Genomic DNA, 20622 nt, shown 5'->3' with positions numbered 1-20622 from the left:
TGAACGCCAGCCAACAGCGGCGTTCAGCATCGGCTCAAGGCGAATCACCCATAACCCCTTCATCGACCAGCCCAAAGGGGCCGAGACGACGACGAAGGAGAATGACGATGAAGAAGATGGTGACCCTTTCGATCGCCGCCCTGATGTCCACCGCGACGCTGGGCCTGGCGACTCCCGCCGCCGCGCAGAACGGCTATTACTACCGCGACGGCTATTCGAGCTACGACGCGCGCTACGGCCGCGACGACCGCCGCTATGACCGCCGCGACTATCGCAACTACGACCGCCGCGATTATCGCCGCGACCGCCGCTACGACAATCGCCGCTACAACAACCGCTATCGCTGCGACAACGGCACCGGCGGCACGGTGATCGGCGCGATCGCCGGCGGCCTCGCAGGCCACGAGATCGCAGGCCGCGGCGACAAGACCGTCGGCACGATCATCGGCGGCGCGGTCGGCGCCATCGCGGGCCGCGCGATCGACAAGGGGAATGACGGCTGCCGCTAAGGCCGGACCCGACCCCCAATAACTTCCCTCTCCCCCTTGCTCGCCCCGTCCGGTTTCGTACCGGGCGGGGTTTTCTTTTGGGGTGGCAGCGTGATGGTTTTCGACCGGTAGCGGCCAAAAGATCCTCCCTGTGCCGCAGGCATGGGGAGGGGGACCACCCGAAGGGTGGTGGAGGGGCTGCGGCCATCCACGACGCCTGACGGCGTCGGCCCCTCCGTCAGCGCTTCGCGCTGCCACCTCCCCATCGCTGCGCGACAGGGAGGATTGGCAGAAAGCGACCGGTTGCGGACAGATATCCTCCCTGTGGCGAAGCCATGGGGAGGGGACCGCTCGCGCAGCGAGTGGTGGAGGGGCCGAAAGGTCGCGCGACGCCTGACGGCGTCGGCCCCTCCGTCAGCGGCTGACGCCGCTGCCACCTCCCCATCGCTGCGCGACAGGGAGGAGCTGGGTCGCTTCGACCGGCTACGGGCTTGTCTTTCATCGTCGCCCCGAACTTGATCCGGGGTCCATGACTTCGACGCTGCTATGGATCCCGGATCAAGTCCGGGATGACGAAGTCAGGCGGGAACGTCCGCTTCCCACCCCAAACCCGCCATTGGGTCGGCCGCCGCGCGCGCCCGTCCCCCCGGGGTTGCCATCGTCCGCCCGCGCGCCTAGTCTTGGCCCAAGTGCACGTCCGCTCTTCGGGCGCGTGAGAAACAGGTACAATAGCCATGCGGCAAATGGCAGCGTCCTCCGGACCACCGCCGCGGCCCGGGGTGGCAGCGGCGAAGAATCGGAAACCGGCGGTGACGGGTGCGCGTCCCGCCCCCTTCGTGCGGCAGAAAAGCTATGCCGCAATCGACCTTGGCACCAACAATTGCCGGTTGCTGATCGCGCGGCCGCAGGATGGCGAGCTGGTCGTCATCGACGCCTTTTCGCGCATCGTGCGGCTGGGTGAGGGTTTGCACGGCAGCGGACGGATCAGCGACGCGGCGATGGACCGTGCGGTTGCCGCGCTGGCGATCTGCGGCGACAAGCTGCGCCGGCGCCACGTCAGCCTGTCGCGCGCGGTCGCGACCGAGGCGTGCCGCCGCGCGAGCAACGGCGCCGAACTCGCCGACCGGGTGCGCCGCGAAACGGGCATCGTGCTCGACATCATCTCGCCCGCCGAAGAAGCCCGCCTCGCGGTGCTCGGCTGTCACAACCTGATGGAGCCCGGCGACGGCCCGGCGCTGATTTTCGACATCGGCGGCGGGTCGACCGAACTCATGCACGTCGAAGGCGACGGGCACGACGTGGCGATCCGCGACTGGGTGAGCGTGCCGTGGGGCGTGGTGTCGCTGACCGAACATGCCGCGGGCGCCGGCGAGAGCGCCGCCGACCGCCAGGCGAGCTATGCCCATATGCGCGCCGTGACGCGCGAGGCCTTTGCCGCCTTTGCGGCGCGTGCGACCCGCTTTTCGGGCCAGCCGCTGCGCCTGCTCGGCACCAGCGGGACGGTGACCACGCTCGCCAGCGTCTTCCTCGACCTGCCGCGTTACGATCGCCGCGCGGTCGACGGGCTGGTCGTGCCCACGGGCGCGATGCGCGACATCAGCCGCCGCCTCGCCGAGGCGAGCATCGCCGACCGCGCCGAAATCGGCTGCATCGGGCGCGAACGGGCCGACCTCGTCGTCGCGGGCTGCGCGATCCTCGAAAGCATCATCGACCTGTGGCCCGCCGCGCGCGTCGGCGTCGCCGACCGCGGCATCCGCGAAGGCATATTGCGCACGCTGGCGATGCAGGGCCGCGATATCCCCGTAACCCGGCGCGAGTTCCGTAAATGAGTCAAGGCAAGAGCAAGGGCGGCGGCGGACGCGGCGGCCTGCACGTCCGCGTCAAGACCGCGAAACGGCGCAGCACGTCATCGACGCGCTGGCTGCAGCGGCAACTCAACGACCCCTATGTCCGGCGCGCGCAGGCCGAGGGGTACCGGTCGCGCGCCGCGTACAAGCTGATCGAACTCGACGAGAAATTCGGTCTGCTCAAAAAGGCGCGCGCGGTGGTCGACCTGGGAATCACCCCCGGCGGCTGGTCGCAGGTGGTGCGCAAGGCGAACCCGCGGGCACGTGTCGCGGGGATCGATCTGTTGCCGTGCGAACCGCTCGAGGGGGTCGAGATCCTCGAGATGGACTTTATGGACGATGCCGCCCCCGACGCGCTGATCGAGGCGCTGGGCAGCGCCCCCGACCTCGTCATTTCGGACATGGCGGCGAACACCGTCGGCCATCCGCAGACCGACCATTTGCGCACGATCGGGCTCGCCGAGACCGCCGCCGATTTCGCGGTGCAGAACCTGCTGCCCGGCGGCACCTTTGTCGCCAAGGTGTTCGCGGGCGGCGCCGACCGCGAACTGCTAACCCTGCTCAAGCAGAATTTCACGAGCGTGAAGCACGCCAAGCCGCCGGCGAGCCGCAAGGGCTCGCCCGAACTTTACGTGATCGCACAGGGGTTCAAGGGCCGCGCCGCGGACGCGGACGAATGAACGACTAACGTCAGGACAGACGAACCGGGGGAACAGCGTCATGGGGTCCAAATTCAGCCAATCGGTCGCCGCGATCGCGCTGGCCGCCTTCACGCTGGCATCGTGCGGCGGCGGTGGAGGTGGCGGAGGCAGCGCCCCGCCGGTCACCGTCACCCCGACTCCCTCGCCCACCCCGACCCCGACGGCGGGTTGCGGCCTGTCGGCGCGCCAGGCCTTTGCCAAGGCGGTGATCGACGAATGGTATCTGTTCCCGAACGACGTCGCGACCAACGTCAACCCCGCGGTCCACAGCAGCGTGCAATCCTATATCGACGCGCTCGTCGCACCGGCGCGGCTGCTGAAGAAGGATCGTTTCTTCACCTACATCACCTCGATCGCGGAGGAGAATGCCTTTTTCCAGAGCGGGTCGAGCGCCGGCTTCGGGGTCCGGCTGGCGTATAATGCCGGAACCCAGCGCGTCGTGATCGCCGAAGCCTATGAAAATGCCCCCGCGCTGAACGCCGGGATCGACCGCGGGACGCAGATCATCGCGATCGGAACGTCGGCCGCGAATCTGCGCACCGTGTCGAGCATCGTCGCGAGCGAGGGCACCGACGGCATCATCGCCGCGCTCGGGCCGAACGATCCCGGGGTCACGCGCGTACTGCGCATTCTCGACGCCAGCGGCGGCAACCAGCGCGAGGTCACCGTCGCCAAGGCCGATTATGCGCTTGACCCGGTTTCGGACCGCTATGGCGCGAAGATCATCAGCGAGGGCGGCAAGAGCTACGGCTATCTGAACCTTCGTACCTTCATCAGTTCGGCGAACCCGCAGTTGCGCGCCGCCTTCCTCAATTTCCGCAACCAGGGCGTGACCGACATCGTCATCGACTTCCGCTACAATGGCGGCGGGCTGGTCAGCACCGCCGAGCTGATGGGCGACCTGCTCGGCCGCAACCGCAACGCGAGCGAGCTTTTCTCGCGCACCGATTTCCGCCCGTCGAAATCGATCGAGAACGAGCGGCATTTCTTCACCAGCCAGCCCGAATCGATCGCTCCGACGCGCATCGCCTTCATCGGCACCGATTCGACCGCCTCGGCGAGCGAGCTGGTGATCAACGGCATGCTACCCTACCTCGGCACCAACATGACGCTGGTCGGCGGCAACACCTATGGCAAGCCGGTGGGCCAGATCGCGGTGGACAAGTCCGAATGCGACGACCGCATGCGCGTGATCGCCTTTGCCACGGGCAATGCGTCGGGGCAGAGCGACTATTACGGCGGGCTGGCGTCCAAGATTCCCAACAGCTGCGCCGCGGGCGACAATCTGGCGCTCCAGCTCGGCGACCCGAACGAACCTTCGCTGCGCGCCGCGCTCGATTTCCTCGCCGGGCGCAGCTGCGGCGCGCCGATCGCCGGCATCGACTCGCGCGTCGCATCGACCGGGCGCGCGCCCGGCGAGGCGCGCGTGGTGCAGGACATGCTGCGCCCCGAACGCCCCAGCGCGGCGCAGCGCGAGCTGCCGGGACTCTTCTGATCGCCTGATCGATCGCGACGGCGGGGTTCGTCGCACCGCGGACCGGTCCCGTCGCCCGCGCGCGGTTTCCGTCGCACGGTTCCCCGGCTTGGCAGCACCGGCAATGCCCGGCGGCGCGGCGCGCCCTACGTCCGCTCGCGCCCCGAGCCGCCGGCGCATCCGCGACGCATCGGCTCCCCATCGATCAGGAGACCCCGATGACCTTGCTACGCAGCCTGCACTCGATCGCCGCCGGGCTGATGCTGTCGGGCGCCGCGGCGCCGGTTGCCGCCAAGATGGCGGCCGCCTCGCAATGCGCGCGCGGCTGGACGGGGTCGGTGCAATATACGCGCAACCAGTCGCACAGCGACGCCAAGACCGAACAGCGCGTGTCGGGCAAGGGCACCGAAACGACCAACTGGTCGATGACCTATGACTATGCGGCGCAGGTCGCGGTGCGGGCCGTACCCGATTCGGAGCTCAGCACGGGCCGCGCGAACATCAGCCTGACCTCGGTGTCGACCGAGACCAGGACCGCCGAGGATCGCTATATCTGCCCGCACGAACGCACGCCGCGGTCGATGTCGGGCAGCTTCGTCAGCCAGAGCAAGACCAGCGCGAACGGCAGCGGGCTGGAAGCCGAGGTCGACGTCAGCCTCGATTCGGACGGCACCTACACCGTCGGTGTCCGCTTGCCCGAGGTCGAGGGCAAGGTTTCGGGATCGAATTCGTCGAGTTTCAGCGGCCAGTGCACCGCCAAGGCGGGGGTGAGCGACAGCATCGCCGACATGCCGACGACGATCGACGCGGTGCGCTTTTCGAGCGGCGGCGAGGATCGGATCCAGCCCGGGGCGCCCGACCGGCTGACCGGCAGCCATTCGGTCTCCGCCTTTGGCGTGACCGAAACCCTGCGCTGGAACCTGCGCCGCTGCGGCGGCGACCTGCGGCTGGCCAACCTCAAGTTCGAGCATATGCGCTTTCCCAACTGGGGCGAATGGGGCGAAATCGTCGAGCAGACGGGAACGATCGACGGCAATCTGGTCCAGATCACCGCGGTCGTCGCCAACGACGGCCCCGAAGAGAAATCGGCGACGGTCAAGTTCCGCGACACCTACAAGGGTGACAAATGGGACGGCGCGCGTCCCGACGGACTGCTCGAGGAACGCACCATCACCGTGCCCGCGGGCGAGGAGCGCAAGGTGAGCTTCGAATGGGACAGCGCGGGCTATGCCTGGTACGATGACGGGCGCCCGCGCGTGACGCAGCGGATCAAGGCCGAGGTCCTAGATGCCGGCAAGACGGTCGACGAAACGACCAAGAATCTGAAGGTCGCACCCAAGCCGGTCGTGCTCGTGCACGGCCTGTGGTCGACCTGGCAAGCGTGGGAAAGCTGGCAGAATATCCTGACCACCGCACACAGCTACGACTGGAAGGCCTTTCCGGTGGGCCAGGTCGCCGAGCATGGCAAGATGAGCACGGGCGAGTTCGTCGGCAACCTCGGCCCGACCAACACGATCGCCGAGAACGCCAGCGAGCTGCGCAGCTACATCAACTACGCCCAGAAGGACCGCAACGCCTGGCACGTCGACCTCGTCGCGCATTCGATGGGCGGGCTGATCAGCCGCCGCTACATCCACGCCACGATGCCGACCTATCCCGACGGCAAGCCGCAGGTCGCGCATCTCGTCATGCTCGGCACCCCCAATATGGGCAGCCGCTGCGCCGACCTGATCAGCGCCCCGCTGGAGGCCACCGACCGGACGATGAACGCGATGCGCGAACTGCGTCCAAGCGTGGTGGCACGGTTCAACGCGGAACATGTCAACCGCAAGGGGGTGGAATTCTCGGTCCTCGCCGGCAACCCGCTCCCCGCCGTCTGCTACATGTTCGACCGCAACGACGGCGTGGTCACAGTGCCTTCCGCGACCTGGACGATCGAGGATCATGCGCAGGAGGACGTCATCCACATCGACATGGCCACACCCGCGATTTTCTCGTCCTTCGTGAAGCCGCGGATCGCAGTCGGGCCGGCAAAGCAGAAAGCGGGCGCCGGACCGTCGGGCCGCGTCATGCTGCTCGGTTTCGACGAGCCCGCCGATGCCGCGCCGACGGCCGGCGATCGCGCGACACCCGATTTCTCGACGATCGTGACGCTGGCACCGGGGGCGACGATGCATGTGCCCCTACCCGTCCGCGGCGCCCGCAACCTCGGCCTGACCTTCGTCGCCGCGGAGCGCGTATCGGCAACGCTGCTCGATGCCGCAGGCGCGGTCGCCGCCAGCAACCGGACCGGCACGCCCGAAGCCGGGCAGATATTCCGGTCGATCTTCGTCGATCGGCCGGTCACCGAAGCGACCTGGACCCTGACGCTGCGGAACGACGACGAAGCCGAACGCGAGGTCGCGCTGGCCACCTGGTCGAGCGCCGGCTGACGAAAGGACCGGCGCCGGACCTCAGCGTCGCCGCGGCGCGGGGTCGAGCCGCGGCATGACGCGCTGTTTCAGCAGCGCGGTTTCGACCGCGCAATTGTCCGCCGGCGGCGCGCTGGCACGAAGCGCGGCCAGTTCGTCGCGGGCCGCGGCCAGATCGCGCTGATAATCGGCCTTGGTGGCGACCAGCACCATCGTCGAAGAGGCCGAGAGCATGCCCGCTTCGACCGCGCTTTCATTGTGCGCGCCGCAGACGAAGCGGCTGTCGCCATAGGCGCGGCCGCGTTCGAGGATCTGCTGCGCCCGGTCGGGCGCGACCGACGACAGGACGAGCGCCCAGGTCCAACCCCACGTGGTATGCCCCGACGGATAGTCGTAGCTCATCCGCCCCGCCTTCTTGTCGTAGAGTTCGGCCTGCGGCTGGCAGATCCTCCCCTTGTCGATCGTGAAGGGACGCCCGCGCCGATAGGTCTCCTTGGCGGTCCGGGTCTGGTCGGCGGTATCGAGCCCGGCGCGGCGCACCACGGCGACGAGCTTCGGCGCGTTTTCCGGGGTCAGGTCGACGCCCACCGCACAGCTGAAGTCGCGCAGCAACGCCGGCACGCCTGTGTCGGCATCATTCGTCGCCAAATCCCAGCGGGCCGATCCCGCAAGGCGCCGCGTCGCGCGGAAAATCTTCCGGTCGGTATCATACCGCGGATCGCCCGGACGCGGTGCCGGCTCGAGCACCGACGTCACGTCGAATTCTCCCGGCGTGAGATAGCCGCCATAAGCCGGAGCCGCGGCGTAGTCCGCCGCCCCGGCAAGCAAAAGGGCCGCGACGACCGCACAGGCAAGTTTGCGACGCATCATTCGATCCCTTCCCGATGATCCCGTTCAAAGCCTCGACACACCCGGCCGGTCGGGCCGGATGCCGTAGCGCGCAAGCGTGCTGATCGCACCGCCCGGGGTGAGCACCTGATCGACGACGCGCAGGCTGGCCGACCAGCCCTTCGCGTCGATATCGCACAGCAGATAGCCCCGCTGGTCGTGGATCGTCGCCATGTGCGGATTGGTCGCCGCCCGCGGATCGGGTCCGATCGGCATGCCGTTGCTGCTCGTCGAACTGATCGAGGTCGCGTGGAGTTCGGTCGCCGCCGGCGCGCTTTCAAGGTCGTCGCGCCGCGACGGCAGATGGCCGATGAAGAACATGTGACTGTCGCCGCCGGTGATCACGACGTTGTCGAGCTTGCGATCGCGGATCATCGCCAAAAGCCGTTCGCGCGCGTCGGGATAGCCGGTCCAATTGTCGAAGCCGTTCGACGGGACCTTCTGCGCCGACCGGTCGAACGGCATGACAAGGCCGCCGAGCCCGAGCATGTTCCAGGTCGCGCCGCCGTCGAGTCCCTCGCCGAGCCAGCGCTCCTGCGCTTCGCCGAGCATCGTATCGGGGTGGTCGCGCCGGTCGACGCAATTGCCGTCGCCGGGCCGTTCGCACAGGCGGATGCTGCGATAGCTTCGCTTGTCGAGGAGGTTGACGCGCAACAGCCGGCCGAAGTCGAGGCGGCGGTAAGCGCGCGGCAGGCCATATTGCGGGAACTGGCTCGGCCGGACGGGCATATGCTCGTACCAGGCCTGCATCGCCGCGGCGCGGCGAAGCCGGAAAATCTCGGGCGGGGTGCGGCTCGAGTCCAGATCGCCCGCCCAGTCGTTTTCGACCTCATGATCGTCGAACGACGGCAGGAAGGCGGCGGCGGCGTGTGCGGCCCTGAGATCGGGGTCGACCTTGTAGAGCGCGTAGCGCTGGCGATAGTCGTCGAGGCTGTAGATTTCGTCACCCGTGTGGCGGCGGACGATGGGAACCTGTCCCGCCGCGGCGCTCCCCGCGGCTTTCCCCTCATAGATATAGTCGCCATAGTGATAGACGAAATCGAGGTCGGCTTCCTGCCCGATGTGGCGCCACGCGGTGAAGAGGCCGCGTTCATATTGCTGGCAGCCGGCAACCGCGATGCGCAGCCGGTCCACCGCGGCGCCCGCCGCCGGCGCGGTACGGACGGTGCCGGTATCGCTGCGGATCCCGTCGACGACGAAGCGGTACCAGTATCGCCGATGGCTGCCCAGACCGAAGACCTCGACATGGACCGCATGCGCCAGTTCGGGCCGCGCGAAGGCGGTACCGGCGCGGACGATTCGCCGAAAGCCGTCGTCTTCGGCCACTTCCCACGCGAGCTCGACCAGTTCGGCGGGCATGCCGCCGTGCGGTTCGAGCGGCCGGGGCGCGAGACGGGTCCAGATCACGAAACCGTCGGGGGTTGGATCCCCCGATGCGACCCCCAGCGAGAAAGGGTCCTCCAGGAATTTCGGGGCAGCGAGCACCGGTGCGCCGGCGAGTCCGGCGAGCAAGGCAGCTTGCCCGCCCGCGACGAGCAGGGTGCGGCGATTGAACAGGCGCGCCGTCATGGCGTCGGACACGATGCGTCGGCGGGGAAGCGCCGCCGGATGGAATGAAACATGGGCGACATGATAACCCCGCTTTAAGGCAGAATGCCATGCTGGCACGGCGCGCCGCGCAGCCCGGGAGAGGATTGCCGCCGAAACGATCACCCAATTCCCCACCCGCCCGATCCGACAGTTCAAAATTCGGTATCGATAATGTATCCTGCCATGCGATGGGCTGCGAGTCAAATCTCTTACATTCGTATGATATCTAATGAATTTATGTGGATATTCGGCTTGCATACCGGGCAATTGACGATCGAGATTTCCAGATTTAAGATAACGATAATGATGGTGGAGGAATGAGGAAACCGGTGCAGCGATCGACGACAGGGCGACGATCCTCGCGCCGCGCCGCTGCATCGCCAAGCTCCCCGCCCGCCCACCCGGGGCGACGCCGACACAATTGATGGGAACCGCCAGATGACCGACGCCGCAACCACCAGCCCCGACACCGCCCCCAGGAAGAAACTGCCACTGAAGGTGGTGCTCGTCCTCGGGCTGCTGATGAGCCTCGTCGTCCTCAACTATTTCGACCGGCAGACGCTTTCCATTCTCAAGCCGATCGTCAAGACCGAGCTGGCGTTCGACGACACGGCCTATTCGCTGCTGACCTTCGCCTTCATGCTTCCCTATATTGTGATGTACATCGCCAGCGGGCGGCTCATCGAACGCTTCGGCACCCGCATCTGCATGGCCGTTTTTGCGATCGGCTGGTCGGTCGCGAACATCGCCTCCGGCCTGTCGCACAGCTTTTCGCAGCTTGCGGCGTCGCGCGCGCTGCTCGGCGCGACCGAGCCCGGCGTCTTTCCGATCATCCAGCGCGCCATCCTCAACTGGGTCCCCGTCGAACGCCGCAGCCTGGCGATCAGCATCGTCCTGCCCGCCGGCAATCTCGGCGCCATCCTCGCGCCGCCGCTGGTCGCGTTGCTGGCGACCGGCATCGGCTGGCGCGCGGCTTTCATCATCCCGGGCGTGATCGGCGTCGCGGTCGGCATCCTGTGGTGGTTCACCGACACCGGGCACGCCTCGCGCACCGGGTCCGACGCGGCCGGCACCGAAGCTGACGCCGAAGTCGAGGCCGAAGAGGATTCGGCGTCGGTCGCCGACCTGCTCCGCGACCGGAAATATTGGGCGATCATCGCGGCGCGCATGATCAGCGACCCGGTCTGGTATTTCTACCTGTTCTGGATCCCCGGCTATCTGCAGGAACGCGTCGGCCTGTCGCTGTCCGAACTCGGCCTCGTCGGCGGCATTCCCTATATCGTCGCGATGATCGCCTGCGTCGCGCTGGGCCGCACCGTCGATCGCTATGCCGCGCGCGGCCACGATCCGATCCGTGTCCAGCTTTGGTTGTTCGCGATCACCGCCGCGCTCATGCCGCTGGGCGGCTTCATCACCTCGGCGTCCAGCGCCGCGATGGCGCTGCTGATCATCACGATCGTCGTCGCGGTCTGTCAGGCGTGGTTCGTCGGTTTCAACGTGCTCCTCGCGGGCCTGTTCCCGGTGAAGGTCAACGCATCGGCGGTCGGCATATTGGGCGCAGTCGGCGCGAGCACGTCGCTGCTCCTCAACCTGCTCGCCGGACCGATCCTCGCACAGTTCGACTATGTGGCGCTCTTCGCCGGACTGGCGCTGCTGCACCCCGTTTCGGCGATCATCATGATCGCGGTGATCGGACGCGGACGGCCGAAACGCGCAGCGGCGACTGCGGACTAACGCCCGATTCGGGCGCGCCGGTGAAGCGCGATCACCGCAGGCTCGACGCGCGCAGCACGAGTTCCGGAACGATGCGCTCGGTGACGACCCGGCCGTCGGCGCGCCCCTCGATACGATCGAGGAGCCGCCGCGTCGCGCGACTGGCGACATCCTGGAAGGGCAGCAGCAAGGTCGACAGCGGCGGCTCCATGAAGCGGGTGAAGGGATGATTGCCCCATCCCATCACCAGCACGTCGCGGGGAATCTCGATCCCGCGCTCGCGCAGCGCGCGATACAGGCCGAGCGCATAATAATCGTCCCCGACGACGAAGGCATCGGGCCGGCGGCCGCGGTCGAGCAGGTCGCTGGCGACGCGATAGGCGTCGTCGGCGTGCCACGACTGCGACACGCGGAACGAGCGGGCGGGCGGGACGAGCGCGAGATGATTGCGCGGGTCGAAGGACAATCCGTGCTGCTCGAGCGAGCGGCGAAACCCCTCGATACGGAGCCGGATGGTCGAGAATGGCATGTCTTCGTCAAGGAGGACGACGTCGCGCGCCCCCTCCGCCAGCACCGCATCGGTCGTCAGCCGGATGCCCGCCTCATTATCGGTCGAAAAGAAGTCGACACCGAGTTCGGGAAGCTCGCGACTGACCAGAACGAGTGGGATGCCCGCCTTGATCACCGGCGTCCAGGCGTCGGATCGCTCCTGCACCGGCGCCGCGATGAGGCCATCGAGCCCCGAGCGCAGGGCCCGGCTGATTGCATCGCGCTCGCGCTCGGCCGATTCGTACGAAAGCAGCAACAGCACGGTGTAGCCGGCCTGCTGCGCCTGCAGCTCGACCTCGCTGACCAGATCAGCGAAGAAGGGATTGGAGATGTTGGTGACGATCACGCCGATCGTCTTGCGCGACCCCAGCACGAGCGAGCGCGCATGGACGTTCGGGACATAACCGAGACGCTCCGCCTCGGCCTTGATCAGCGCCCGCGTGGTCGCGCTGACCCCGGGCTTGTCATTGAGCGCGCGCGAGATGGTGTTGGCCGTCAGGCCGACGGCGGCCGCCAGATCCTGCAGCGTTGGCGGACGACGCCCGTTGGTTCCCTCCGTCATGCTGTCGCCTCCAATTCCAGATTGACGTTTAGCCACGCGCGCGCGGCGTGCCAAGGCGATGATGAAATAACATTATCGTTATTGCATATTGCACCGCAAATCCCCTCCCTTCATCGCAGACACATCCAAGAACCGCAAAATATCATTGATTTTCATTGAAATTTTGCAGCGTTGACGAACGCTCAGACATATGCCAGATAACATTATCGCTATCTTTTAAGAAGCAAAGCCTCACCCTTGACGGCAAGGATCGGGCGGGCCGCGTGAGGGGGAGGCGCAACAGGATCGGGCAACGCACCGCCGGCCGCAGCACAGCGACCGGACTTCGCTCACCGGCCAGATCGCCCGCAGGGCGAAACCGGGCCGGCGGCGGGGTCTTACCCGCATCCATCGAACGGCAACGGATCAACAGGAAGAAGATGTGTCGGTGAAATCTGAAGAGAATATGTCGATCCGGGAACCCGGCAGGGACGTACCCGTCGCCGGCTGCTACGACGTCGTCGTGTGCGGCGGAGGCCCCGCGGGCCTCATCGCGGCCGTGGCCGCGGCGCGCAACGGCGCGAAGACCCTGCTGATCGAACGCTACGGCTTTGTCGGCGGCATGTCGACGAGCGCGCTGGTGACGCCGATCAGCGAATTCCGCCACTTCGGCAAGCAGCACATCGGCGGCATTCCGTTCGAGCTTCTTCGCAAGGCGGCCGAACTCGGCGGCGCCGACGTATCGCTGGAAAGCGGCAATTATCCGGTCAACGACGAAATCCTGAAGCTCGCGGCGCAGCGCTTGCTGCTCGAGAGCGGGGTGACACTGCTCTATCACAGCTGGTTCTCCGACTGCGTCACCGAGGGGGACCGCGTCACCCATGTCATCGTGCAGAACAAGGCGGGCCGCGTCGCATACGGCGCCAAGGTCTTCGTCGACTGCACGGGCGACGCCGACCTGGTGCGCGCCGCGGGTTTCCCGACGACCAAGGGCGACGTGCTGCAACCGGCGACGCTGTGGTTCCAGCTGGGCGGCGTCGACACCGATGCGCTCGATTATCTGTTCAGGGACGCGGTCGACGGGATGCTCCCCGTTTCCGACACGATCCGCGGCCGCCTGCTCGAGCTCAACGCCGAGGGCGACATCCCGATCTTCGGCGGACCGTGGATCAACAAATTCTTCCGCGACGGCATGGTCAGCATCAACCTGCTCCGCGAGGCGACCGATGCAAGCGACCCCGAGTGGTTCACGCGCACCGAGTGCAGCCTGCGCGAGAACCTCCAGCTCATCATCGAGATATTGCGGCGCGAGTTCCCGGAATTCCGCGACTGCTGGCTGGCGAAGTCGGGCATCCAGACCGGGGTGCGCGAATCCTATCACATCGTCGGTCTCTACGAACTCCAGAAGGACGACATCCTGACGCCGAAGGCCTTTCCCGACACGATTGCCAAGGGCGCCCACGTCATCGACATCCACGCCTCGGACAGCAACGAGCAGAATGATCTCGTCATCCCGCGGCAGGAATATAATGTCCCCTTCCGCTGCCTCGTGCCGCAGGGCAGCGTCAACCTCGTCACCGCGGGCCGATGCCTCAGCGCCGACGGCCCGGGGTTCGGGTCGGTCCGCGTGATGGCGACCTGCATGGCGATGGGCCAGGGCGCCGGCACCGCCGCGGCGCTGGCCAGTCGGCACGGCTACAGCATGTCCGCGATGGATTTCACGCATCTGCGCGAAACCCTTATCGCGCAGGGCGCGGTCGTCGACTTCGACAATGTCGTCAATCCCGGCGCGCCGATCGAGCTGACGACCTATCCGGCGGTGAAAGCGGCGGATTGCGTGGCGTGAGCGCGTGGTCACCCGGTTTCACGCCAGGGGCGAGGAAAGGTTTCCAGCATGCGACTTGAGGGGAAAACCGCGCTGATCACGGGCGCGGCGCGCGGCATCGGGCTGGAATTCGCGCGCGCCTACATCGCCGAGGGCGCCGCGGTGGCGCTCGCGGACATCGACGGCGCAGGGGTCCGCGCGGCGGCCGCAGCGCTCGGCCCGCACGCGATGGCGGTCGAGATGGACGTCACCCGGCAGGGCTCGATCGACGACGGCTTTGCCGAAGCGATCGCGAAGCTGGGCAAGATCGACATTTTGATCAACAATGCCGCGCTGTTCACCGCCGCGCCGATCGCCGACATCGCCCGCGCGGATTACGACCGCGCCTTTGCGGTGAATGTCGCAGGCAGCCTCTTTTGTCTGCAGGCGGCGGCGCGGCACATGATTGCGCGCGGCGCAGGCGGCAAGATCATCAACATGGCCAGTCAGGCCGGACGCCGCGGCGAGCCGCTGGTCGCGGTCTATTGTGCGACCAAGGCGGCGGTGATCAGCATGACCCAGTCCGCCGGGCTGGACCTGATCCGCCATGGCATCAACGTGAACGCGATCGCCCCCGGCGTCGTCGACGGCGAGCATTGGGACGGCGTCGATGCCCATTTCGCCAGGCTGGAAGGCCGCCCCGCCGGCGAGAAGAAGCATCTGGTCGGCACATCGGTGCCGATCGGCCGCACGGCCCGGGCCGCCGACCTGACGGGCATGGCGATCTTTCTCGCCACCGCCGAGGCGGACTATGTCGTCGCCCAGACCTTTGGCGTCGACGGCGGCAACTGGATGGCATGAGTTGAACGTTTCCCAGCCCCGCTACGATCGTCGAGGTCTGACGCCCGGGATCGTCCATATCGGCCTCGGAAATTTTCACCGCGCGCATATGGCGGTGTATCTGGACGACCTGTTCGCGCGCGGAGAGGATCACGACTGGGCGATCCTCGGGGCGGGCGTGCGCCCGGCCGACGCCGCGATGCGCGACGCGCTGAAAGCGCAGGATTGCCTGTCGACGGTGATCGAGCTCGACCCCGACGGCAAGCGCGCCCGGCGCGTCGGTGCGATGACCGACTTCATCGCCGTCACGCCATCGAACGCCCCGCTGATCGCGGCGATGAGCCGGCCGGAAATCCGCATCGTCTCGCTGACGGTGACCGAAGGCGGCTATTTCATCGATCCCGCGACCGGCCGCTTCGATCCCGGCGACCCCGCCATGATCGCGGACGCCGCCGCACCCGATCGCCCCACCACCGCGTTCGGCGCAATCGTCGCAGCGCTGGGACGACGCCGCGCCGCTGGCGTCGCCCCCTTCACCATATTGTCGTGCGACAACCTGCCCGGCAACGGCGACGCCGCACGGGCCGCGACCATCGGCCTCGCGCGCCTGTCCGACCCCGGGCTCGCCGACTGGATCGCCGCCCATGCGACCTTTCCGAACGGCATGGTCGACCGGATTGCCCCCGCCACCGGTCCGCACGAACGCGCGATGGCAGCGCGCTTCAGCCTTGCCGACGACCCGGTGCCGGTGACCTGCGAGCCCTTTCGCCAGTGGGTGCTGGAGGACCGATTTGCCGCGGGGCGCCCCGCGCTCGACAAAGTCGGCGTGACCTTCACCGATGAGGTGCACGCCTTCGAAACGATGAAAATCCGCATCCTCAACGGCGGGCATGCCATCCTCGCCTATCCGGCGGCACTGCTCGGGATCGACCAGGTGCATGAAGCGATGGGCAATGGCCTTGTCGCAGCCTTCCTCGACAAGGTGACGAACGACGAGATCCTGCCCGTCGTCCCGCCGGTACCGGGCCAAGACCTTGCGGCCTACAAGCGGCAGGTCGCCGGACGCTTCGCCAACCCCGAGATCGCCGACACCACGCGCCGCCTGTGCTTCGACGGCTCGAACCGCCAGCCCAAATTCATCATTCCGTCGATCCGCGACAATCTGGCGCGCGGCGCGGTGCCCCGAGGGCTAGTCCTCGCGAGCGCCCTGTGGTGCCGTTATTGCCATGGCACCGACGCGCGGGGTGCGCCGATCGCGCCGAACGACCCCGCCTGGGACGAACTGACGGCCGCCGCGCGCGCCGCGCAGGGCGATCCCGCGCTATGGATCGGCATGCGATCGATCTATGGGGATCTGGCGGGGCATCATGAATTTGCAGCAGCCTTCGCGGAAGCGCTGTCGCTGATCTGGAGTGAGGGAATCGACGCAGCGCTGGCGCGCTACATCGAAAGCTGAAGAGCGGATGGGGACGGTCCGCGCGGATCGTCGCAACAGGGGGAAGAGGGGCCGCGCCCCTCGCCGCCGTATCGCGACCGAAGCAGCCGGTTCCCCGGAAAGAGGTTTGGGAGATTTCATGTCCAGTTCCGCACCATTCGCCGCGATCGAGGCCGGCGGCACCAAATTCATCTGCGCTCTCAGCGCAGCGGACGGGCGCATATTGGAACAGGCGCATTTCCCGACCCGCACGCCGGCGGAGACATTTAGCGACATGAGGCGGTTCTTTGCGCGCGCGGTCGACCGCCACGGCACGCCGGCGGGCGCGGGACTGGCCGCATTCGGCCCCGTCGAACTGGACCCTGCGGCCGCGGCATATGGGCGGATCGGCGGGACCCCGAAAGCGGGCTGGTCGGACGCGGACATCCTCGGCGCCGTGAAAGACGCCACCGGCGCGCCGGTGGCGATCGACACCGACGTGAACGCCGCGGCGCTGGGCGAAGGCCTGCATGGCGCAGCCCGGAACGTCGCGAATTTCGCTTATGTCACGATCGGTACGGGCATCGGCGTCGGCGTCATGCTCGACGGCGCGGTGCGTCGCATATTCCCGCATGCCGAGATGGGACATATGCGCGTATCGCGGGCGCCGGGGGATGCCTTCGCGGGCAACTGCCCCTTCCATGGCGATTGCCTCGAAGGACTCGCCGCCGGTCCGGCGATGCTGGCGCGGTGGCAACACCCCGCCGAAACGCTGGACGCCGGTCACCCGGGCTGGAGCGTCGCAAGCCACTATATCGCCGCGCTGTGCACAAACCTGGCCTATATGCTGCGGGTCGAGCGTGTCATCCTCGGCGGCGGCGTGATGAGTCCTCCCTTTCTGCTCGACCGCGTCCGCGCCGATTTCGCCCGGATGATGGCGGGGTATGCGACGGGGGCGGCGGCCGCCGACCCGCACGCCTTCCTCGTCGCGCCGCAACTGACCGACCCGCCGCCCGCGCTGGTCGGCGCAATCGAGCTGGCCCGGCACGCCGCGAAAAAGGGAGCGACATGATGCCGGTCGCTGCCTAGCCGGTCGGCGCTTCGGACCCGCACGCCCCCCCCCGCTTCGCCGAACAATCAGGTCTGCGGCGGCCCGCCCAAGGCGAATCCCGGCGCGCTGACTTCGTCACAAAAGCGACCCGAATCTCCTCTAGGCCGCAGGCTGAAACTTGATCATTATCGTTATTGTAGATTCGCGATCAGAAACCATAATCCGATTGATTTCGGATCATGCCTTGAATTTTATATGATATAAAACAGTGATTTATATCGAAAATTGACGACCGGAGAAGTTTATGCCAAGAAACATTAACGATATTGAATATCGCCGTCTCCGATTGCAGGGGCCGCCCACGCGCGATCGCGCGGGGTCGCGAAAATTGTTGAACATAAATATGTGGGAGGATGGAATGAGGATGAAGGCCAGGCTGTTTTTCGCGGCATCGACCGCTTCGATGCTGGTGGCTGCCGCCGCATCGGCTCATGCCCAGCAAGCGCCGCTCGCGCCCGCCGACAACGGCCAGGCGCAGGGCGAAGCCGAGGAAGCGATTGTCGTCACGGGATCGCGCATCGCCCGGCCCGAGCTCGAATCGGCGATGCCGGTCAGCGTGACCAGCATGGACCAGGCGCTCGGCCTTGGCCGGATCAGCGCCATCGACGCGCTCGCCCGCGAACCCGCGCTCGGCACCAGCCAGAATCTGTCGAGCGACGTCAGGGGCTGGGACGCCGGCATATCGGCGGTCAACCTGCGCAACCTCGGGACCAACCGCAGCCTGACGCTGATCGACGGACAGCGCCGCGTGTCGAGCTCGGCACGCTCCTCCGCGGTCGACATCGGCATGATCCCGGTGGGCATGGTCGACCGCATCGAGGTGGTGACCGGCGGCGCCGCCGCGATCTACGGCGCCGATGCGGTCACGGGCGCCGTCAACGTCATCACCAAACGCAGCATCGACGGGCTGCATATCTCCGCGACCAACGGCATTTCGCAGCAGGGCGATGCCAACGAGTTTCTGGTGTCGGTCGCGACGGGTGGGAAATTTGCCGGCAACCGCGGCGGCTTTGCGATCGGGGCGACCTATTCGCAGGCGGACCCGCTGATCTACACCGACCGCTTCGACTGGCGCGATTGGGTGACCTACCGCGCCAATCCCGCCAACACGGGGATCAACGACGGCATTCCCGACCGCGTCGTGATCTACAACACGCGCCAGCTCTATTACGACTATGTCCCGACCTATTGGCTGAACAACAAGCGCTACATGGTCGAAGGCAACGGGAATATCCGCGAATCGCGTTGCCAGACCAGCTTCGAATCGCCGCAATATGCCGTGTGCGACGGGGGTGACGGCCGCAACCTGAGCGACCGCGACCAGTTCCGCGGCGGGCTGAAGTCGTTGGCACTGATGGGCCGGGCCGACTATGACCTGACCGACCACCTCACGGTCGACGGCTATTTTTCCTATGCCCGCCAGAAATACCGGGGCAGCTACAATTATTGGCGCGACGACAGCCGGACGACCTATTTCTCAGGCCCGGTGGCCGGGTCGCGCGGCGCGAGTGCGCGGCTGGACAACCCCTTCCTGCCCGACGCGCTTCGGCAGGTCATGCTCGATAACGGGCTGACGTCGCTGTACATCGATCGCACCTATGGCAATTTCCCCGAGCGCGAGGAAATCCACGACCGCGAGAGCTTCACGATCGGCTCGTCGCTGAGCGGCAAGTTCAGCGACAGCCTCAAGTGGCAGGCGTTCTGGCAATATGGCCGCGTCACCGATGACGCCACCTCGACCAACAATCCGTGGAAGTCGCACTGGATCGCGGCGCGCGACGCGATCGCCGACCCGGTGACCGGCCTGCCCGTCTGCCGCGACCCGGCGGCGCGCGCGGCGGGATGCGTTCCGTTCAACATCTTCAGCACCGAACCCGCCACCGAAGCCCAGATCAAATGGGCGATGGCCGACCGGCAGGAAAAACGCGTCAACAGCCAGCAGGTCTATGGCGCAAATGTCAGCGGCGGCCTGTTCGCGCTTCCCTATGGCGACCTTTCGGTCGCGCTGGGCGTCGAACATCGCAAGGAGTCGCTCAAGACGACCGACGACCCGCTCGCGCTGGCCGGGGAGCTCGTCTATGGCGGCGGGGCATCCGAACATCCCGAACTCGACGTCTCGTTCGACGTGACCGAGGTCTATGGCGAAGTCGTCGTGCCGATCCTGCGCGACCTGCCCTTCGCCGACCGGCTCGAGGTCGAGGGCGCCTATCGCTATTCGGACTACAGCACCGTCGGCGGCACCGACACCTGGAAACTGGGCGCCACCTGGTCGCCGGTCCGCGGCGTCAGCTTCCGCGGGGTTCGCTCGCGCAGCGTGCGCACCCCCAATTTCGGAGAGCTTTACGAAGCGCAGGTCAGGACGCTGACCGGCTCGATCGACGATCCGTGCGAAGTGGTGTCCTATTACGCCAGCGAGCGACGGGCGGCGAACTGCGCCGCGCTGGGCATCACCACCCCACTGCCCGATGCCAAGATCGGGCCGGTCGTGATCACCGGCGGCAACCCGAACCTGCAGCCCGAAACCTCGAATAGCCTGACGCTGGGCGTCGTGCTGCAACCCAGGTTCCTGCCGGGCTTCGACCTGACCGTCGATTATTGGGACATCGACATCAAGAATGTCATCACCCAGTTCGGCTACGCGACCCTGCTGCGGCTGTGCGTCGACGCACCGACGATCGACAATCCCTATTGCGCACGCGTCGTCCGCGATCCGGTGGCGCACAACCCGCTGTCGGTCGAATCGAACCAGCTGAACGCGGCGCGGCTGTATGCCCGCGGCATCGATATCGGTGCGAACTACCGGCGGCGGATCGGCGACGGCCAGCTCACCCTGTCGTTCAAGGGCAGCTACCTGATCGACAAGGTGACCGAAACCACGCCGGGTATCGATACCGGCAACGTCATCGCCGACGGCGGCTGGCAGGACCCCCGTTTCCGGGCGACGCTGCTGACCGCGTACAAGATCGACAATGTCAGCATCGCGCTCGATACCCGCTTCATCAGCGCCGCGACCTTCGATCTCAACACGGACTCGGACGAAGCCTATCCGGACAATCACATCCCGGCCAAGGTGTACAACGACTTGTCGCTGCAGCTCGACGTCGGCAATCACCAGATCGGTTTCGGCGTGAAGAACCTCTTCAACGTCATGCCGACCTATATGCCGACGATTTACCGCAACGACACGGTGTACGGGATCGTCGGACGCTACTTCTTCACTACGGCGAAGCTGAAATTCTGATACGGACCGT

14 protein-coding genes are annotated in these 20622 nt (G+C 66.8%); 11 read left to right on the top strand and 3 right to left on the bottom strand.

From position 1 onward, the window contains the following. Nucleotides 1-107: 107 nt before the first annotated feature. From EAO27_RS20700 to EAO27_RS20680, 5 genes are all read left to right on the top strand, one after another. A complete protein-coding gene (locus tag EAO27_RS20700) occupies nt 108-509 on the top strand; it encodes a glycine zipper 2TM domain-containing protein (RefSeq protein ID WP_242775203.1) in 402 nt (133 codons plus the stop codon). A gap of 713 nt (nt 510-1222) precedes the next feature. Beyond that, nucleotides 1223-2317 (top strand): Ppx/GppA phosphatase family protein, encoded by a 1095-nt coding sequence (locus EAO27_RS20695; protein ID WP_242775190.1) that lies wholly within the window; start codon nt 1223-1225, stop codon nt 2315-2317. Further along, nucleotides 2314-3015 carry an RlmE family RNA methyltransferase gene (locus EAO27_RS20690; protein WP_242775187.1) on the top strand — a complete coding sequence of 234 codons (702 nt, stop codon included), beginning with the start codon at nt 2314-2316 and terminating at the stop codon, nt 3013-3015. Before EAO27_RS20695 ends, EAO27_RS20690 begins: the two co-directional genes overlap by 4 nt. A gap of 40 nt (nt 3016-3055) precedes the next feature. After that, entirely contained in the window at nt 3056-4531 is a 1476-nt protein-coding gene (locus tag EAO27_RS20685; protein ID WP_242775184.1) for a S41 family peptidase, read from the top strand. Nucleotides 4532-4728: 197 nt separating this feature from the next. Beyond that, nucleotides 4729-6942, top strand: a complete 2214-nt coding sequence (locus tag EAO27_RS20680; protein WP_242775166.1) for an alpha/beta fold hydrolase — start codon at nt 4729-4731, stop codon at nt 6940-6942. A gap of 21 nt (nt 6943-6963) precedes the next feature. On the opposite strand, the gene EAO27_RS20675 is transcribed toward EAO27_RS20680, so the two are convergent. Then, complete coding sequence (locus tag EAO27_RS20675) at nt 6964-7791, bottom strand: phosphatase PAP2 family protein (protein WP_242775163.1); 828 nt, start codon at nt 7789-7791, stop codon at nt 6964-6966. Between the two features lie 24 nt (nt 7792-7815). Beyond that, complete coding sequence (locus EAO27_RS20670; protein ID WP_242775160.1) at nt 7816-9378, bottom strand: alkaline phosphatase D family protein; 1563 nt, start codon at nt 9376-9378, stop codon at nt 7816-7818. Between the two features lie 459 nt (nt 9379-9837). Here EAO27_RS20670 and EAO27_RS20665 point away from each other — a divergent pair, with 459 nt between their 5' ends. After that, nucleotides 9838-11133 (top strand): MFS transporter, encoded by a 1296-nt coding sequence (locus tag EAO27_RS20665; RefSeq protein ID WP_242775157.1) that lies wholly within the window; start codon nt 9838-9840, stop codon nt 11131-11133. Between the two features lie 31 nt (nt 11134-11164). On the opposite strand, the gene EAO27_RS20660 is transcribed toward EAO27_RS20665, so the two are convergent. Beyond that, nucleotides 11165-12223: a LacI family DNA-binding transcriptional regulator gene (locus tag EAO27_RS20660; protein ID WP_242775154.1), complete on the bottom strand. Its 1059-nt coding sequence runs from the start codon at nt 12221-12223 to the stop codon at nt 11165-11167. Between the two features lie 421 nt (nt 12224-12644). On the opposite strand from EAO27_RS20660, the gene EAO27_RS20655 reads away from it, so the two are divergent. The 5 genes from EAO27_RS20655 to EAO27_RS20635 all read left to right on the top strand — a co-directional run bounded on the left by EAO27_RS20655 (nt 12645) and on the right by EAO27_RS20635 (nt 20612). Next, nucleotides 12645-14048, top strand: a complete 1404-nt coding sequence (locus EAO27_RS20655; RefSeq protein WP_242775138.1) for an FAD-dependent oxidoreductase — start codon at nt 12645-12647, stop codon at nt 14046-14048. Between the two features lie 48 nt (nt 14049-14096). Next, entirely contained in the window at nt 14097-14867 is a 771-nt protein-coding gene (locus tag EAO27_RS20650; protein WP_242775135.1) for an L-iditol 2-dehydrogenase, read from the top strand. After that, the gene (locus EAO27_RS20645; RefSeq protein WP_278190112.1) at nt 14818-16302 is read left to right on the top strand and encodes a mannitol dehydrogenase family protein; all 1485 of its coding nucleotides are present in this window, start codon (nt 14818-14820) and stop codon (nt 16300-16302) included. The genes EAO27_RS20650 and EAO27_RS20645 overlap by 50 nt, the downstream gene beginning before the upstream one ends. A gap of 118 nt (nt 16303-16420) precedes the next feature. Further along, nucleotides 16421-17332 carry an ROK family protein gene (locus tag EAO27_RS20640; RefSeq protein ID WP_242775129.1) on the top strand — a complete coding sequence of 304 codons (912 nt, stop codon included), beginning with the start codon at nt 16421-16423 and terminating at the stop codon, nt 17330-17332. 403 nt (nt 17333-17735) lie between these two features. Then, nucleotides 17736-20612: a TonB-dependent receptor gene (locus EAO27_RS20635; protein WP_242775126.1), complete on the top strand. Its 2877-nt coding sequence runs from the start codon at nt 17736-17738 to the stop codon at nt 20610-20612. The last annotated feature ends 10 nt before the right edge of the window (nt 20613-20622 follow it).

This window comes from Sphingopyxis sp. YF1 (assembly GCF_022701295.1).
Taxonomy (GTDB): domain Bacteria; phylum Pseudomonadota; class Alphaproteobacteria; order Sphingomonadales; family Sphingomonadaceae; genus Sphingopyxis.
This window is presented reverse-complemented; position numbering and strand designations above follow the sequence as displayed.

Coding starts and splice junctions, on each gene's coding strand:
- EAO27_RS20690 (WP_242775187.1), top strand. CDS start 2,314: ATGAGTCAAGGCAAGAGCAAGGGCGGCGGCGGACGCGGCGGCCTGCAC.
- EAO27_RS20695 (WP_242775190.1), top strand. CDS start 1,223: ATGCGGCAAATGGCAGCGTCCTCCGGACCACCGCCGCGGCCCGGGGTG.
- EAO27_RS20650 (WP_242775135.1), top strand. CDS start 14,097: ATGCGACTTGAGGGGAAAACCGCGCTGATCACGGGCGCGGCGCGCGGC.
- EAO27_RS20665 (WP_242775157.1), top strand. CDS start 9,838: ATGACCGACGCCGCAACCACCAGCCCCGACACCGCCCCCAGGAAGAAA.
- EAO27_RS20660 (WP_242775154.1), bottom strand. CDS start 12,223: ATGACGGAGGGAACCAACGGGCGTCGTCCGCCAACGCTGCAGGATCTG.
- EAO27_RS20680 (WP_242775166.1), top strand. CDS start 4,729: ATGACCTTGCTACGCAGCCTGCACTCGATCGCCGCCGGGCTGATGCTG.
- EAO27_RS20675 (WP_242775163.1), bottom strand. CDS start 7,791: ATGATGCGTCGCAAACTTGCCTGTGCGGTCGTCGCGGCCCTTTTGCTT.
- EAO27_RS20640 (WP_242775129.1), top strand. CDS start 16,421: ATGTCCAGTTCCGCACCATTCGCCGCGATCGAGGCCGGCGGCACCAAA.
- EAO27_RS20700 (WP_242775203.1), top strand. CDS start 108: ATGAAGAAGATGGTGACCCTTTCGATCGCCGCCCTGATGTCCACCGCG.
- EAO27_RS20685 (WP_242775184.1), top strand. CDS start 3,056: ATGGGGTCCAAATTCAGCCAATCGGTCGCCGCGATCGCGCTGGCCGCC.
- EAO27_RS20635 (WP_242775126.1), top strand. CDS start 17,736: ATGAAGGCCAGGCTGTTTTTCGCGGCATCGACCGCTTCGATGCTGGTG.
- EAO27_RS20645 (WP_278190112.1), top strand. CDS start 14,818: ATGTCGTCGCCCAGACCTTTGGCGTCGACGGCGGCAACTGGATGGCAT.
- EAO27_RS20670 (WP_242775160.1), bottom strand. CDS start 9,378: ATGACGGCGCGCCTGTTCAATCGCCGCACCCTGCTCGTCGCGGGCGGG.